The sequence below is a fragment of the Listeria kieliensis genome, from assembly GCF_003369925.1.
GTDB lineage: Bacteria > Bacillota > Bacilli > Lactobacillales > Listeriaceae > Listeria > Listeria kieliensis_A.
Genome location: NZ_LARY01000001.1, coordinates 918,184 through 933,311, shown reverse-complemented (window position 1 = coordinate 933,311; position 15,128 = coordinate 918,184). Strand labels below are relative to the sequence as shown.

16 protein-coding genes and 1 other annotated feature are annotated in these 15,128 nt (G+C 38.3%); of the genes, 14 read left to right on the top strand and 2 right to left on the bottom strand.

All coding sequences use genetic code 11. The annotated features are described in order from the left end of the window. Positions 1-29 precede the first annotated feature (29 nt). Both UR08_RS04625 and UR08_RS04620 read left to right on the top strand, forming a co-directional pair. A complete protein-coding gene (locus UR08_RS04625; RefSeq protein ID WP_115752477.1) occupies positions 30-860 on the top strand; it encodes a YtnP family quorum-quenching lactonase in 831 nt (276 codons plus the stop codon). Between the two features lie 136 nt (positions 861-996). Beyond that, on the top strand, positions 997-1,239 hold the full coding sequence (locus tag UR08_RS04620; RefSeq protein WP_115752476.1) for a metal-sensitive transcriptional regulator: 243 nt from the start codon (positions 997-999) through the stop codon (positions 1,237-1,239). Between the two features lie 87 nt (positions 1,240-1,326). On the opposite strand, the gene UR08_RS04615 is transcribed toward UR08_RS04620, so the two are convergent. Beyond that, complete coding sequence (locus tag UR08_RS04615) at positions 1,327-1,638, bottom strand: PepSY domain-containing protein (protein ID WP_115752475.1); 312 nt, start codon at positions 1,636-1,638, stop codon at positions 1,327-1,329. Positions 1,639-1,808: 170 nt separating this feature from the next. Between UR08_RS04615 and UR08_RS04610 the strand changes: the two genes are divergently transcribed. Together UR08_RS04610 and UR08_RS04605 are read left to right on the top strand one after the other, a co-directional pair. Continuing rightward, complete coding sequence (locus UR08_RS04610; protein ID WP_115752474.1) at positions 1,809-2,882, top strand: M42 family metallopeptidase; 1,074 nt, start codon at positions 1,809-1,811, stop codon at positions 2,880-2,882. Beyond that, positions 2,875-3,054 carry a hypothetical protein gene (locus tag UR08_RS04605; protein ID WP_115752473.1) on the top strand — a complete coding sequence of 60 codons (180 nt, stop codon included), beginning with the start codon at positions 2,875-2,877 and terminating at the stop codon, positions 3,052-3,054. The genes UR08_RS04610 and UR08_RS04605 overlap by 8 nt, the downstream gene beginning before the upstream one ends. A 27-nt stretch (positions 3,055-3,081) precedes the next feature. Here the strand turns inward: UR08_RS04605 and UR08_RS04600 are convergent, their stop codons facing one another. Next, positions 3,082-3,525 carry a YtoQ family protein gene (locus UR08_RS04600; RefSeq protein ID WP_115752472.1) on the bottom strand — a complete coding sequence of 148 codons (444 nt, stop codon included), beginning with the start codon at positions 3,523-3,525 and terminating at the stop codon, positions 3,082-3,084. Positions 3,526-3,662: 137 nt separating this feature from the next. Between UR08_RS04600 and UR08_RS04595 the strand changes: the two genes are divergently transcribed. From UR08_RS04595 to tyrS, 10 genes are all read left to right on the top strand, one after another. Further along, positions 3,663-3,974, top strand: coding sequence for a thioredoxin family protein (locus tag UR08_RS04595; protein ID WP_115752471.1), 312 nt, complete (start codon positions 3,663-3,665; stop codon positions 3,972-3,974). A gap of 19 nt (positions 3,975-3,993) precedes the next feature. Then, the gene (locus tag UR08_RS04590) at positions 3,994-4,785 is read left to right on the top strand and encodes a DUF1444 domain-containing protein (RefSeq protein ID WP_115752719.1); all 792 of its coding nucleotides are present in this window, start codon (positions 3,994-3,996) and stop codon (positions 4,783-4,785) included. A 6-nt stretch (positions 4,786-4,791) separates the two neighbouring features. Continuing rightward, complete coding sequence (ytpR, locus tag UR08_RS04585; RefSeq protein WP_115752470.1) at positions 4,792-5,412, top strand: YtpR family tRNA-binding protein; 621 nt, start codon at positions 4,792-4,794, stop codon at positions 5,410-5,412. A 259-nt stretch (positions 5,413-5,671) separates the two neighbouring features. Next, positions 5,672-8,089, top strand: coding sequence for a DNA translocase FtsK (locus tag UR08_RS04580; protein WP_115752469.1), 2,418 nt, complete (start codon positions 5,672-5,674; stop codon positions 8,087-8,089). A gap of 243 nt (positions 8,090-8,332) precedes the next feature. Continuing rightward, positions 8,333-9,679 carry a UDP-N-acetylmuramate--L-alanine ligase gene (murC, locus tag UR08_RS04575; protein ID WP_115752468.1) on the top strand — a complete coding sequence of 449 codons (1,347 nt, stop codon included), beginning with the start codon at positions 8,333-8,335 and terminating at the stop codon, positions 9,677-9,679. Positions 9,680-9,998: 319 nt separating this feature from the next. Next, positions 9,999-10,454 carry a DUF948 domain-containing protein gene (locus UR08_RS04570; RefSeq protein WP_115752467.1) on the top strand — a complete coding sequence of 152 codons (456 nt, stop codon included), beginning with the start codon at positions 9,999-10,001 and terminating at the stop codon, positions 10,452-10,454. A gap of 27 nt (positions 10,455-10,481) precedes the next feature. Further along, the gene (locus UR08_RS04565; RefSeq protein ID WP_115752466.1) at positions 10,482-10,988 is read left to right on the top strand and encodes a YtxH domain-containing protein; all 507 of its coding nucleotides are present in this window, start codon (positions 10,482-10,484) and stop codon (positions 10,986-10,988) included. Positions 10,989-11,190: 202 nt separating this feature from the next. After that, a complete protein-coding gene (locus UR08_RS04560) occupies positions 11,191-12,276 on the top strand; it encodes a bifunctional 3-deoxy-7-phosphoheptulonate synthase/chorismate mutase (protein ID WP_115752465.1) in 1,086 nt (361 codons plus the stop codon). A 246-nt stretch (positions 12,277-12,522) separates the two neighbouring features. Then, on the top strand, positions 12,523-13,521 hold the full coding sequence (ccpA, locus tag UR08_RS04555) for a catabolite control protein A (RefSeq protein WP_115752464.1): 999 nt from the start codon (positions 12,523-12,525) through the stop codon (positions 13,519-13,521). A gap of 58 nt (positions 13,522-13,579) precedes the next feature. Beyond that, positions 13,580-13,774: a binding site (T-box leader), on the top strand. A 60-nt stretch (positions 13,775-13,834) separates the two neighbouring features. Then, positions 13,835-15,091, top strand: a complete 1,257-nt coding sequence (tyrS, locus tag UR08_RS04550) for a tyrosine--tRNA ligase (RefSeq protein WP_115752463.1) — start codon at positions 13,835-13,837, stop codon at positions 15,089-15,091. Positions 15,092-15,128: the final 37 nt, after the last annotated feature.

Genomic DNA, 15,128 nt, shown 5'->3' with positions numbered 1-15,128 from the left:
AATATTATGTTAACTAAGGAGGCTTTAAGATGCAATTAGGTGAAATAAAAATCGACTGGCTAAGAGGTGGCGAACTTCACTTAGATGGTGGAACCATGTTTGGAGTTGTCCCAAAAGCCTTGTGGTCGAAAAAATATCCTGTGAATGAAAAAAACTTAGTTCCAACTCGGACAGACCCGATTTTTGTGCAATTTCAAGGGAAAAATATTTTGATTGATGCTGGTATTGGCAATAATCGATTAACAGAAAAACAATGGCGCAATTTTGGTGTGGCAGAGGAGTCAAATGTCCATGCTGATTTATGTGCAAAAAAACTGACAGAAGAAGATATTGACATTATACTAATGACACACTTGCACTACGATCATGTGCTTGGCCTTACTGGAAAAAGAGAAACAGGCCAGTATTATTCCGTTTTCCCAAACGCTCAAATTTTTGTTGAGCAAACCGAATGGAACGAAATGCGTGAACCGAATGTTCGATCAAAAGCAACTTATTGGAAGGAAAATTGGGAGTCAATTGCTGACCAAGTTGTCACTTATCAAGGAGAAATTGAACCCATTTCTGGAATCAAAATGATTCATACTGGTGGTCATAGCGCTGGACACGCAGTCATTGAATTTTCATCTAACGGAAAAAAAGCCATTCACATGGCAGACATCTTCCCTACACATGCCCACCAAAATATATTATGGGTAACCGCATTTGATGATTACCCAATGGACAGTATTTTTCAAAAACAAGCTTTATTTGAAAAGTGGATGGACGGGAATAGTTGGTTTTTGTTTTATCATGATGCTAAATATCGCGCAATCAAACTGAGTCCAGCTGGTGAATTAGTGGATAGCATTCTTATTTAAGAGCCCAATTTAGGGCTTTTTTTATTGGGTATTTCTCTAGAAAAAATTTGACTTATCAAAAACTATGATATAGACTTATCCCAACAACCCCTGCAGGGGGATAAGATTCTATATACGCTATGGGGGTATATAATATATGGAGCGTAAAAAACAACAAGCCATTGCTAATCGCTTTGCTCGAATAGAGGGACACGTTCGTAAAGTGAAAGAAATGATTCAAGAAGGGCAAGATGAGGCAAATGTGATGATTCAAGTTAAAGCAATCCAGAAAGCACTTCAAGGAGCGGAGAAGGAGTTGTTGAAAGAGCAATTGATTGAACTTGTTCCAGAAGAAAATTTAAAAACAGCACATGAAAAAATAGATGCTTTTCTCCGTTGAAGCAAAATTCTATTAAACTAAAAAAGCAGAAACCTCGGATAAGAACCACTTTAGATGGCTTTTCCAAGATTTCTGCTTTTCTCTTGCTTAAGTAAGATAAATATCGATGATCGTTCCAGTTTTCGCATCTGCAATAAATTCGAATTGCTTTTTCTCGCCTTCGCGAATTGCTGTAATTCCGCCGTGATAGACAAAAGTATCAATTGCGTATTTTTTGTAGTGTTGTTTTTTTAGTTGAATCCAAGAACCTTCAATCGGTCCTTCTTTTTTAAAGGCATTTTTCACGTTTTCCAAAATAGCATCTCCAGAAATTTCGCGATCATCAATCACGTAATGATACACAAAATGTCCTGCAGCAGCTCCAGCAAAAGCGCCTGCTACGAAAGCTTTCCAGTCCATATTCTTTCCTCCCTAGCTTTTCTTATGTAAAGTAAACGGCAAGCTTTTACTTGCGTAGTTCTATACTATACTTTTTTAGCAGCAAAAGCAATTAAAGATTACGCTTTCAAAACGTGAATTACCAAATGAAGTTTGTTATACTAGTAAAGACAAAGAAAGGGTGGATCATGTTGAACAAAGAAACCTTAGCACTTTTCAGACGATTAACAGAATTACAGGGCGCTTCAGGCGATGAATTTCGAGTTCGAGATTTTGTACGTCAGGAAATCGAACCCATTTCAGATGAAGTGATACAAGACCGCTTAGGTGGCATTTTTGGTGTAAGGCATGGAGAGGCAAAAGGCCCCCGTGTACTTGTTGCTGGCCATATGGATGAAGTTGGGTTTATGGTTACATCAGTTACCGAAAAAGGTTTATTGCGCTTTCAAACACTTGGAGGCTGGAACCCGCAAGTTTTACAAGCGAGCCGTGTGCAGATTATGACGGACGCTGGTCCAGTGATCGGAGTGATTGCTTCCGTGCCCCCGCATTTGATGAGCGAAAAAGAGCGTTCTAAACCAACAGATCCGAAGCATCTTTTAATTGATATTGGAGCTGATTCGAAAGAAGATGCAGAAAAAATTGGCATTCGTCCTGGTCAGTTCGCTGTTCCAGTTTCTGAATTCACACCGCTCGCTAACCCCAAAAAAATCATGGCAAAAGCCTGGGATAACCGTTATGGAGTAGGACTTGCAATTGAGCTTTTGAAGGAGCTTCATGGTGAAAGCTTACCCAACACACTTTTCAGTGGCGCAAATGTGCAAGAAGAAGTTGGACTTAGAGGAGCAGGCGTAAGTGCTCATATGATTCAACCAGACATTTTCTTTGCGCTTGATGCAAGTCCTGCCAATGATTTAACAGGAGATAAAACAGAGTTTGGACAACTTGGCGAAGGGTTTTTGATGCGGATTTACGATCGGACAATGGTCATGCACCGAGGTTTGCGGGAATTTTTGCTTGATACAGCAGAAACAAATAAAATTCCTTATCAGTACTTTATTTCGCCTGGTGGTACAGATGCTGGTAAAGTACATACATCACTAAGCGGGATTCCAAGTGCTGTTATTGGCGTTCCATCGCGTTACATTCATTCGTCTAATTCGATACTGCACATTGACGATTATAGTGCAGCTAAAGAAATGATCACGACGCTTATCCGCACGCTAGATCAATCTACATTCGAAACGATTATAAGTAATGCTTAAACGAACGGATGGAAAAGTAGGCATTTTACTTATTTTTGCATCTGTTCTAGCTTTTTTACTAAATGCTACTGGTATAGTAAAGCTAGAATTGGGTTGGATGCTAACGGCGCTTATAGCTGGGTTTTTAGTTTCTGTAGCTGCGTATTTCAATTCGAGAACAGCCAAAAAATGAAGTCTTCCAGATGGAAGACTTCATTTTTTAATCAAAGAGATACTTTAAAACTTGAACAGCTTTGGGAATTGTATCGACAGTTACATTTGCTCGCTCGGAAAGCTCTTTTAATGGATGGTGTAAATTTTCTGGCCGGATCAAAATGACAGGTTTGTTTTTGGCGAGTGCAAGCGAAACGTCCGAAGCAGTGTTCCATTGCCTAAATTTTTCACCGAAATAAGCAATAACTAAATCAGCTTTCCTTAAGAAAAGTTGTGTTCGTAAGTTGTTGATTTTCGAAGACTGGATATCTCGGTACAGCAAATCTGGCTGTGTCCCAAGGATGGTTTCACCAATTGCATCTGATTTTTCGTGATTTTCTTGTGGACCAGAAAAAATGAATTCCACATCTAATTCTTCACTGATTTGTTTTTCAAGCTCTGCGCGCCAATCCGAATGAATTTCGCCGGCAAGATAAATGTGATAAGACATTGTGAAATCGCTCCTTTTTCCTCATCATAAACAAAAAATGGAAGCGTTTCAAATACTTTGATTCCGAGCGGATTTCTGGACGAAAGGCGATTTCTTAGATAGGATTTAATGAGAAGAAAAGTGAAGGAGCGTTTATTGTGGAACAATTGAAATCGATTGAAGAGTTTAATACATTAAAAGATAATTCGAAAGTAGTTTTTATGTTTAGTGCGGATTGGTGTGGAGATTGCCGTTTCATTGAGCCTCTTATGCCCGAAATTGAACAAGAAAACGATGATTTTAAATTCATTCATGTGGACCGGGATGAGTTTATTGATTTGTGTGCGGAGCTTGCTATTTTTGGGATCCCAAGTTTTCTAGTTTATGAAGAGGGCGAAGAAGTGGGGCGCTTTGTCAGCAAAGATCGAAAAACAAAAGAAGAAATTAATGACTTTTTAGCTGCGCTGTAGGGAGGTAATCGAGTTGAAAATGACTTCAATTGTAATGAAAGCAAAACTCGAGGAGCGGCTAGAGAAAGCTAACCGCTCATTTTCGTTTGATCATGAAAAAGACCGCCTCACTGTTCGAGAAGGTGGGAAGCTAGTAACGCTTTCCTTGCCGCAAGTCATTGCACGATTTGAAGAAGAAGGCGAAGAAGCCATTCAAAAAGTGATTTATTATGTGAACGAAGGACTGCACGCCTCGCTTTCGAAGCCAGATTTAAAAGCCTCATTAGAAGCGGTTTATCCTGTGATTCGTTCCAGCTCATTTCCAAAAGAAACAAAAACGGGCGAGAAATTTTTGGTTCGCGAACATACTGCCGAGACTAGCATTTACTTCGTTATCGACCAAGAAAAGGCTTATCATTTTATCACTGAAAAAATGCTGCAAGATGCCGGAATTTCTGCAGATGCACTCGCTGAAAAGGCGCTGGCACATCTAGCTAGCCTTCCTGTTTCTTACCATCAAGATCGCGTTTCGGAAAATGATTTTTATTTTGTTCGAATGAATGATGGTTATGACGCGAGTCGCATCTTAAATGAGCCTTTTCTTGCCGAAATGCGAGCGAAACTAACGGGTGAGATGATCGTTGCCGTTCCGCATGCTGATGTATTGATTTTAGCGGATATTCAAAATGAGACGGGTTTTGATGTAATGGCGCATATGGCTATGCAATTTTTCGCGGAAGGCGTTGTGCCTATCACTACTTTGCCATTTGTGTATAATGATGGTAAACTAGAACCGATCTTTATTATGGCAAAAAACAGACCGAAGGAGTAGAAAGTTTTGATAGTAAATGTATTTTATAATGAAAAGGGAATAGGCGATACATTAATTGTCTCTATTCAAGAAATCACAAGAGAACAACGTGCATTTGAAACAAAAGGTGATGTTGTAAAAATTTTTGATGAAGAAACAAAGGCGCTCAGCGGATTTAATATTTTTCATGCATCTCGGCATTTTTCGTTGGATGCTAATGGCAAAGTAGAACTTACTGAAGCTTTTGTCGATGAGTTGAATCGCGTTATACAAGGCGCTGGATTTAGCGAGCAACTTGATGTAGATCTATCTCCTAAATTTGTTGTTGGTTATGTAAGTGAACTAGAGAAGCATCCAAACGCGGATAAGTTAAGCATTTGCCAAGTTGATGTAGGGGAAGGGGAACAACTTCAGATTGTGTGTGGTGCGCCTAATGTCGCACAAGGACAAAAAGTAGTTGTCGCTAAAGTCGGAGCGGTTATGCCAAGCGGACTTTTGATTAAGCCTTCGAATTTGCGAGGAGTAGATTCGTTTGGAATGCTTTGTGCAGCTCGGGAACTAGCTATTCCTGATGCACCTCAAGAAAAAGGAATTTTAGTTTTGGATGATAGTGCTGAAACTGGTTCTGTATTTTCTGTTTCCTTTTAATAAAATTTCGAGAAACGCCTAATTGAAGGCGTTTCTTTTTTTTGTTTTAACGTGTATACAATCTATGCGCATATTGTACTTAAAGAACCTTCTGATGTCAGTTATAACTTTAAATTATCACCTTGAAAAAGCCATTAATAGCAAGGGTTTTGCGTGTTTTGAGACGGGGATTTTGAGTTTTGAAAGGGATGATGATAGCTTAATTGAAATTTCTTTGATAGAATCAAACAGAAGAATTTGATTTTAGGTGTGATAAATGATGGGATGGTTAAAGAACTTCTTCTTCGGGGACATGGAAATGGAAGAAGAACGACGAACAGAAGAAAAAGTAAAAACTAAAGAGGTGCAACAGGATGTACCCAAATTAGTGCGGCAAAATCATACGATTCCTGCAAAAAAAGAAAATAAAACAACGAACAATGTACGTTCAGCGACCAAACAGACGGCTTCGCGAAAAATAGTCGAAACGAAAATGGCTTATCAATATCCAAAAGGACAGTTTCGTTTCCCGTTAATTCCAGACAAAAGAGAACAGGCGACACCAAGAGTGAATATTGAGGCTCCGCCAAAAAGAGCAGAAAAAAACGCGACGAAAGAAGTTACAGAGGTAAAACAACCAGAAGCTAAAAAAGCACCATTTACCCCTACAGAAGTTCCTTCGCCTGTTTTTGCATTTCAAAGACGACCAAGCCGTTTTGAATTTAATCTTGATGAAAACTCTGTGCAAAATGAGGATGAGGATTCGCAAATTCGTCTACTTGCAGAAGAATCGTCTGTTTTGGAGAATCCAACTAAAAGCATAACCGCGGAAGAGGCTCCCACGTTCCAATTAGATACTGAAATGCCTTCCACGTCTACTGTAGTTGAGGAACTTCCTGAAGAAGAAAAGCAACATTTGGAAAACAAGGTACTCGCTCACGAATCGACAGAGCTTGAAGAAAATGTGATAAGTACAAGTATTGAACTAGAAAGTACAACTTTAGTAGAAGAAGTTCCGGCTGAAGAACGAGAAGAACTAAAAGCAGTAGCTGCTGAAGAACATCGAATTCAGGGAAAACAAGTTGCAAATTCAGCTAAGAGCAAAAAAAATCCCCAGACGAAAAAAGAAGTTAAAAAGTCACATATTCCTTTTAATGTCTTGATGGTCAATCAGGACCACCAGAAAGAAGAAAATTTAGTTTCTGAGGAACAAGAAGAAGTGCATCATGCGCAATCCGCTAGTGAAGAAGTCGCTGCTTTGGATAGGGTTGTCGGATCTTATCACTACCCATCGCTTAATTTGTTAAATCCACCTGTGATTTCAAGTCACGATAAAGAGTGGCTTGACCAGGAAGAAGCTCTTTTAAATGAAACACTGCAAAATTTCAATGTAGCTGCACATGTTGTTGGGAGAACTCAAGGACCTGCTGTTACGCGATTTGAAGTTCAACCCGAAAAAGGTGTCAAGGTAAGTAAAATCACAAACTTAAGTGATGACATCAAGCTTAACTTAGCCGCCAAAGATATTCGGATTGAAGCGCCAATTCCTGGGAAAAGTACGGTAGGAATTGAAATTCCGAATCCTATTAGTAGGCCGGTTATGCTTTCTGAAATTATGAAGGCCCCGATTTTTCAAGACAATCCTTCACCGCTGACAGCTGCACTGGGCTTAGATATTTCTGGTGAAGCGATTGCAACAGATTTGCAAAAAATGCCTCATGGATTAATCGCTGGGGCAACGGGATCTGGTAAAAGTGTTTGCATCAATTCCTTGCTCGTTAGTTTGCTTTATAAAGCACGACCAGATGAACTAAAGTTGTTATTAATTGATCCAAAAATGGTCGAACTCGCACCGTATAATAGAATTCCGCATTTGGTTAGTCCGGTGATTACAGATGCGAAAGCTGCGACTGCCGCTTTAAAATGGGCTGTTAGTGAAATGGAACGGCGCTATGAGCTTTTTTCGCATACTAGTGTCAGAAACATTGAAAAATATAATGAACTAGCTAATCATCCAGAACATTCTGGGGAAAAACTACCTTATATTTTGATTGTGATTGATGAATTGGCGGATTTGATGATGGTTGCGCCAAACGATGTAGAAGAGTCTATTAGTCGCATTGCTCAAAAAGCACGTGCGTGTGGAATTCATATGATCGTAGCGACACAACGTCCTTCAGTTGATGTCATTACTGGACTTATCAAGGCAAACATTCCTACAAGGATTTCTTTCTCTGTCTCGAGTTCAATTGATTCACGGACAATACTTGATAGTTCAGGAGCGGAAAAATTGCTTGGAAGAGGGGATATGCTTTTCCTCCCAAGCGGAGTGAGCAAACCTGTTCGTTTGCAAGGAACTTTTGTAAGCGACGAAGAAATTGATGCGGTCGTTCGTTTTGTCAGAAAACAAGGAGAACCACGCTACATGTTTCAAGAAGAAGACCTTGCTAAAGAAGTTCTTCGTGAAGATGAAGACGAACTTTTCTCTGCTGCATGTGATTTCGTGATGGAACAAAACGCGGCATCGACGTCTTTACTTCAAAGACATTTTAGAATTGGCTACAATCGAGCAGCGCGACTTATGGAAAGCTTGGAACGGCAGAAAATTGTTTCAGCAACCAATGGATCCAAACCTCGTGATGTCATTATTACACGTGAACAATTAGAAAAACTTAGAGGAAACGATTCAGGAATCTAGTACTTATGTCACTACTAACAATTTGTTTTTCAACTTTTAAAACGTTTTCTTTGTCATATTCTTATGCCTTTTTCCGTGATTTGAAACAATTATTTTCTATTTCTGGGTAAAGTGCTATAATAGGATTGGTTATTTGACTTAAAAACGTAAATTGGATAATTGAATAAGACATGAAAAGTAAGATGATGTCTAATAAATTTAGACACCCTCTACTACAAAGGAAAAAATGGGGGCTTAAAAACAATGACTGTTTATCATTTTGTTGGAATTAAAGGCGCTGGTATGAGCGCATTAGCACAAATTTTATATGATAAAGGCTTTACTGTACAAGGCAGTGATGTTGAAAAATATTTCTTTACGCAAAAAGCGTTAGAGGAAAAAGAAATTGAAATATTGCCGTTTAACGCTGAAAATATTCATGAAGGTTTGACTATTATCGCTGGGAATGCTTTTCCCGATACGCATGAAGAAATTGCCAAAGCTTTTGAACTCGACTTACCTGTAATTCGTTATCACAAATTTTTGGGCCAGTTAATTGAAGACTATACAAGCATCGCTGTCACAGGTTCGCATGGAAAAACTTCAACAACTGGACTTCTTTCACATGTTTTAGAATCAATCCGCCCAACCTCCTATCTAATCGGAGATGGGACAGGGAAGGGAAATAAAGATGCTGAGTATTTCGCGCTTGAAGCTTGTGAATATCAACGCCATTTCCTAGCATACAAACCAACATATGCCATTATGACAAACATTGATTGGGATCATCCTGATTATTTTAAAAGTGTAGATGATGTTTTTAGTGCTTTTGAATCGCTTGGAAAACAAGTGAAAAAAGCTATTATTGCCTTAGGAGACGATGTTCAACTTAGAAGACTGGAGGATGTGCTTTCAATTCCAGTTATTTACTATGGCTTTGGTGAGGAAAATGAATACCGAGCAACCAATGTTGTCAAAAAAACAACAGGGACTACATTCGATGCTTATCACGAAGGGGAAATGCTTGGAACTTTTGAAATCCCTTCTTATGGTGATCACAATGTCATGAATGCTCTTAGTGTCATCGCTCTTTGTAATCAAGAAGATCTAGACATGGAAGAAGTAAAAGAAGAACTTAAAACCTTTAAAGGAGTTAAACGTCGCTTTAGCATTACTGAAAAGGCACATCAAACCTTAGTAGATGATTATGCGCATCATCCATCTGAAATTCGAGCGACTATCAATGCTGCACGCCAGAAGTATCCTGATAAAAAAGTAGTGGCCGTTTTTCAACCCCATACTTTTACAAGAACACAAGCATTTTTACAAGGCTTCGCTGATAGCTTAAATTTGGCTGATGAAGTTTACCTGTGTGATATTTTTGGCTCTGCTCGCGAAAAAACCGGGAATTTAACGATCTTCGATTTAGCTCGTAAAACCAAGGGAAATCATGTGATTCAAGAACAACACACAGAAGAATTATTGCAATATGATGATGCTGTAATTTTATTCATGGGTGCAGGAGATGTCCAAAAATTCCAAGCTGCTTATGAAAAGATTCTCGACAATCGTGAAGACTATCCAGAAGTAAATGAAAAAGCAGCTTTTTAAAAAATTCAAACCACTTTTCATCTTAGGATGGAGAGTGGTTTTTTGTACCTTTAACAAGTTAAAAATAAGGATCCCATTTTCTCCTTTACATTCAATGTACAAAAAGCTTAGTTTGATAAGTTTTTGGTTTTAAATGCTCCATCCTATTCAAAGAAAATTAAAAAAGCATACAGATTTTAAACGTATAAAAATTCATTTCATTTTATTTTTACCTGTAAAATTGCTACAATGTTGTTAGTGACATACCCTTCTGTATGTTTAATACGTTTTACATATCGCTCGATGGGGTAAAGAATCAAGAATACGGAGGTGGGAGTAAATGATTGTTATCTTATATGTTGCTGCACTTATTGCGGCAATTGCTCTATTAGTCATCGCCATTTACTTAAGCAAAACTTTAAAATCGGCATCACAGACTATGAATGAAGTGGCCAAAACAGTTGAAAAAATGACCAGTGAACTGCAAGGAATTTCCGGAGAAGCTCAGCAGCTTCTCGATAAAACGAATAGCTTGTTAGACGACGTAAACGGTAAAGTTGCAAAAGTTGATCCAGTTTTTGATGCAATTGGAGATGTTGGAACTTCACTGCTTGGCCTTAGTCAATCGGTTCGTGAACTTGCTACACTTGCAACAAATAAAGTGTCAACAAATGAAAAAAAGGTGGCACAAGCTATTTCTGTTAGCCGCTCTTTATTAGCCTTTAAAGATAAATTAAAAGCTAATAAAACAGCTAAGCAAGCAGCAAAAGAAGCTGAACAGGAATCAAACCTTTAATTATTTTTTAAACTGGAGGAATGTACAATGTCTGGGAAAAATGGTTTAGATGTAAAAGATTTTTTAATTGGTGGTTTAATTGGCGGGATTGTTGGATCTGTTACGGCTCTTTTACTAGCGCCAAAATCTGGGAAAGAACTTCGTGGTGACTTAAACGAACAAGTCGATGTATTAAAAGAAAAAGGATCTGAGTGGAAAGATATTGCCTACGAAAAAGGCATTGAAATTGGCAATGTGGCAAAAGATAAATCCAGCCAGCTAAAAGATTCTGCGAATGATTTCGTTGGTGTTGTAAAAGATAAATCGCAACAAATTGCAGGTGGCATTTCCAAACAAAGTAAAAACATAAAGGATGTTGTTTCTAAGAACAAAGAAGAAGACAAAGCAGCAATTGAAAAAGCAGTGGATAATGTGAAAGAGGATTTAAAAGATGCTTCTGAAGCTGTTGGCGATGCTTCAGATAAAGCTAAAAAAGAAGTAAAACAAACAGTAAAAGAAGGAAAAAAAGAAACTGAGAAAATCGTTGAGAAATAATGGATCATACTAAGAACGTGGTGGGCTTTAGAGCTCACCACGTTTTTTATGCTTGCATCAATCATGATTGAATGTTACCATAATAATTAGCAACTATGCTTTATCGCTTAAAAGCGTTCAAGTTAAAAAGAAATGGTGACAAATCTATAAATATCATCTATAATGAAGGATAATTATTGAAGTGGAAAAGAAGGGCGGAGAAATGGTGAATAACAATTTGGATACATTACGTGATCAAGTAGATCAATTAAATTTAGAATTACTTTCTGTGATTAACAAACGAGCCAATTTAGTTCAAGAGATTGGGAAACTAAAAGGTGTACAAGGATCGCTACGCTTTGACCCTATCCGTGAACGAGAGATGCTTAATCAAATTGTGGAAGCGAACAATGGCCCATTTGAAGATTCGACCATCGAACATTTGTTTAAAGAAATTTTTAAAGCAGGACTTGAGCTTCAAGAAGAAGATCATTCAAAGGCGCTTCTTGTTTCTCGTAAAAATAAACAAGAAGATACCGTTGTTTCTGTAAATGGGCTTGAGATTGGAAATGGTGAACCTGCTTTTGTATTTGGACCTTGCTCTGTTGAGTCTTATGAGCAAGTTGCTGCCGTAGCAGATTCCATTCGTGCAAAAGGGCTCAAATTGATTCGAGGTGGGGCGTTTAAGCCGCGGACGAGTCCATATGATTTCCAAGGTCTTGGATTAGAAGGATTACAAATTTTAAAACAAATTTCGGATGAATACGGTTTAGGTGTTATCAGCGAAATTGTGACGCCAAAAGATATCGAACTAGCACTTGATTATGTAGATGTAATTCAAATTGGTGCAAGAAATATGCAAAATTTTGAACTGCTTAAAGAAGCTGGTCGAGTGAATAAGCCGATCTTATTAAAACGTGGTTTAGCGGCGACAATTGAAGAATTTATTGGTGCAGCTGAATACATTATGTCACAGGGAAATGGGGAAATTATTCTTTGTGAACGTGGCATCCGTACGTATGAAAAAGCAACTCGGAATACATTAGACATCTCCGCCGTGCCTATTTTGAAAAAGGAAACGCATCTTCCAGTCATGGTTGATGTAACGCACTCAACAGGGCGTAAGGATTTATTGCTTCCATGTGCGAAAGCTGCGCTTGCGATTGGGGCAGATGGTGTTATGGCAGAAGTGCATCCAGATCCGGCAGTAGCCTTATCAGATGCAGCGCAACAAATGAATTTGCCTGAATTTGACTCATTTTGGGAAGAAATTTTAGCTTCTAACCTTCTTCCAGCTAAAACCAAATAAAACAAAAAGAAGTTGCTTTTTAGCGACTTCTTTTTGTTCTTTAAAAGTAAGCGATTTCATATTAAAACGGCGTTTCAAATGAGGATTTCATGCGTATTTGGTATGAAAATTCGTGAAAAACAGAAGCGATTTCAATTGCATAACAGTTCAAAGTGTCGTATTATAGGAAGAAAGGTTAAATGATGACGGTTACACAGAGTAAGGAGCTTTTCCTTTAATTATTAATGGTATGGAGTGTGAGAAGAGATGAATGTAACGATTTATGATGTAGCGCGCGAAGCAAATGTTTCGATGGCGACAGTATCTCGAGTGGTGAACGGGAATCCAAATGTGAAACCTGTTACACGTAAAAAAGTATTAGATGTTATTAATCAACTAGGCTATCGACCAAATGCGGTGGCAAGAGGGCTTGCAAGTAAGAGAACAACGACTGTTGGTGTTATCATTCCAGATATTTCCAATGTGTTTTATGCGGAACTTGCACGCGGTATTGAAGATATTGCGACAATGTATAAATATAATATTATTTTGAGTAGTTCTGATGAAAATGAAGATAAAGAGCTACAGGTGTTAAATACTTTATTAGGTAAACAAGTTGATGGAATTATCTATATGGGTGAGAAAATCACGGAACAACTACAAGAGGAATTTAATCGTTCTCCTGTACCTGTTGTACTCGCAGGAGCAATTGATATGAAACAGAATTTGGCTTCTGTCAATATTGACTATTTAGAAGCGACAAAAGCAGCAGTAGAGTTGTTTATTCAAAATGGTCACAAACAAATTGCTTTTGTCACAGGTTCACTTGAAGAACCGGTAAACCGTGAATTGAAGCTTAAAGGATATCAAGACGCCCTTAAAAATGCTGGTATTAGTTATAATGAGGACTATGTGATTGAAGCAGATTATGATTATAATTCTGGAGTTCGCGCTTTCGAGCAATTAAATCAGTTGAATAAGTGTCCAAATGCAGTTATTGTAACAGATGATGAATTAGCGATTGGGATTTTGAATACAGCACTTGATGCAGGTGTTAAAGTTCCGGATGAATTAGAAATCATGACAAGTAATAATACAAAACTAACGCTCATGAGTCGTCCGCAACTTTCTACAATTGTACAGCCGCTTTATGATATTGGGGCTGTGGCGATGCGCCTTTTGACGAAATTAATGACTAGTGAAGAAGTTGATGAAAAAACAGTGGTTCTGCCACATAGTGAGAAACTTCGAGGCACGACAAAATAAATTGTAGCTTGACGAATCGAAAAATTCTGTGCTATAAATAGATTATAGCTTAATAATGTAAATGACGAGGAACGGACGAAGTAGACTGTTTATCCCTTTTTTAGAGAGCCGGTGGTTACTGCAAATCGGTAAATATAAACGGATCGAATTACATCCCGGAGTCAAGTCACACAGGAAATGGTGTGAACGGTTGAAGCCGTTATGGAATGAAGTTGAAAAGTTGGGTGGTACCACGTTTAAACACGTCCCTTCGCTCTTATATAAGAGCGGAGGGCTTTTTTAGTTTTTAAAAAACGAGAAAGAGGGGAATTTGATGAATATTATTGATGAGTTGGAGTGGCGTGGCGCCATTTATCAGCAAACAGATGAAACTGGGTTACGTGAATTAACTGAAAAAGAGTCCATTGCTCTTTATTGTGGGATTGATCCAACAGGAGATTCCATGCATATTGGTCATTTAATTCCGTTTATGATTTTACGACGTTTCCAAGATGCAGGGCATAAACCGATTATTTTGGTCGGAGGAGCAACTGGAACTATTGGCGATCCAAGCGGGAAGAAAGAAGAACGGAAGCTTCAGTCGCTTGAACAAATCAATAAAAATGTTGAAGGTCTTAGAACCCAGCTGGGGCAAATTTTTGATTTTAATGGAAGCTCAGCAGCTACGATGGTTAACAACTATGATTGGACAAAAGATTTATCTATCCTTGATTTTTTACGTGATTACGGGAAAAGTTTCAATGTAAATACGATGCTTGCGAAAGATATCGTTCAAAGTCGGTTAGAAGCAGGGATTTCATTTACAGAATTTGCCTATCAAATTCTTCAAGCAATGGATTACAACCACTTATATGAATTTCATAATTGTCGCTTGCAAATTGGTGGATCTGACCAGTGGGGGAATATTACTGCAGGACTTGATTTAATCCGTAAAAAGCAAGGAGAAGATGCAAAAGCTTTTGGCCTCACTATTCCGCTTCTAACAAAAGCTGACGGAACCAAATTTGGAAAAACAGAAGGTGGTGCTATTTGGCTTAATCCAGAAAAGACAACGCCGTATGAGTTTTACCAATTTTGGCTGAATACGGACGACCGAGATGTTGTGAAATATTTAAAATACTTTACTTTTTTGACTGAAGCAGAGATTGCTGATCTGGCTAAACAAGTTGAACAAGAACCACATCTTCGGGCCGCGCAAAAAACACTAGCAGCTGAGATGACGAAGTTTATTCATAGCGAAGATGCTCTTAATACTGCTATCAAAATTTCACAAGCGCTCTTTAGTGGGGATATTCGTGATTTAACTGCAGATGAAATTGAGCAAGGATTTAAAGATGTTCCAAGTTTTACAGCTCAAAAAGAAGAAAAAAATTTAGTGGAGTTCTTGGTTGATCTTGGAATCGAACCGTCGAAGCGCCAAGCACGTGAAGATGTTTCTAATGGAGCAATTTATCTTAACGGGGAACGTGTCCAAGACTTGGAAAAATTAGTTGGAGAAGCTGACAGGATCGAAAATCGCTTTACAATTGTTCGCAGAGGGAAAAAGAAATACTTTTTAGTTCGTTATTAATGAAAAAGAAGGAACGCTAATTTATTGTAGCGTTCCT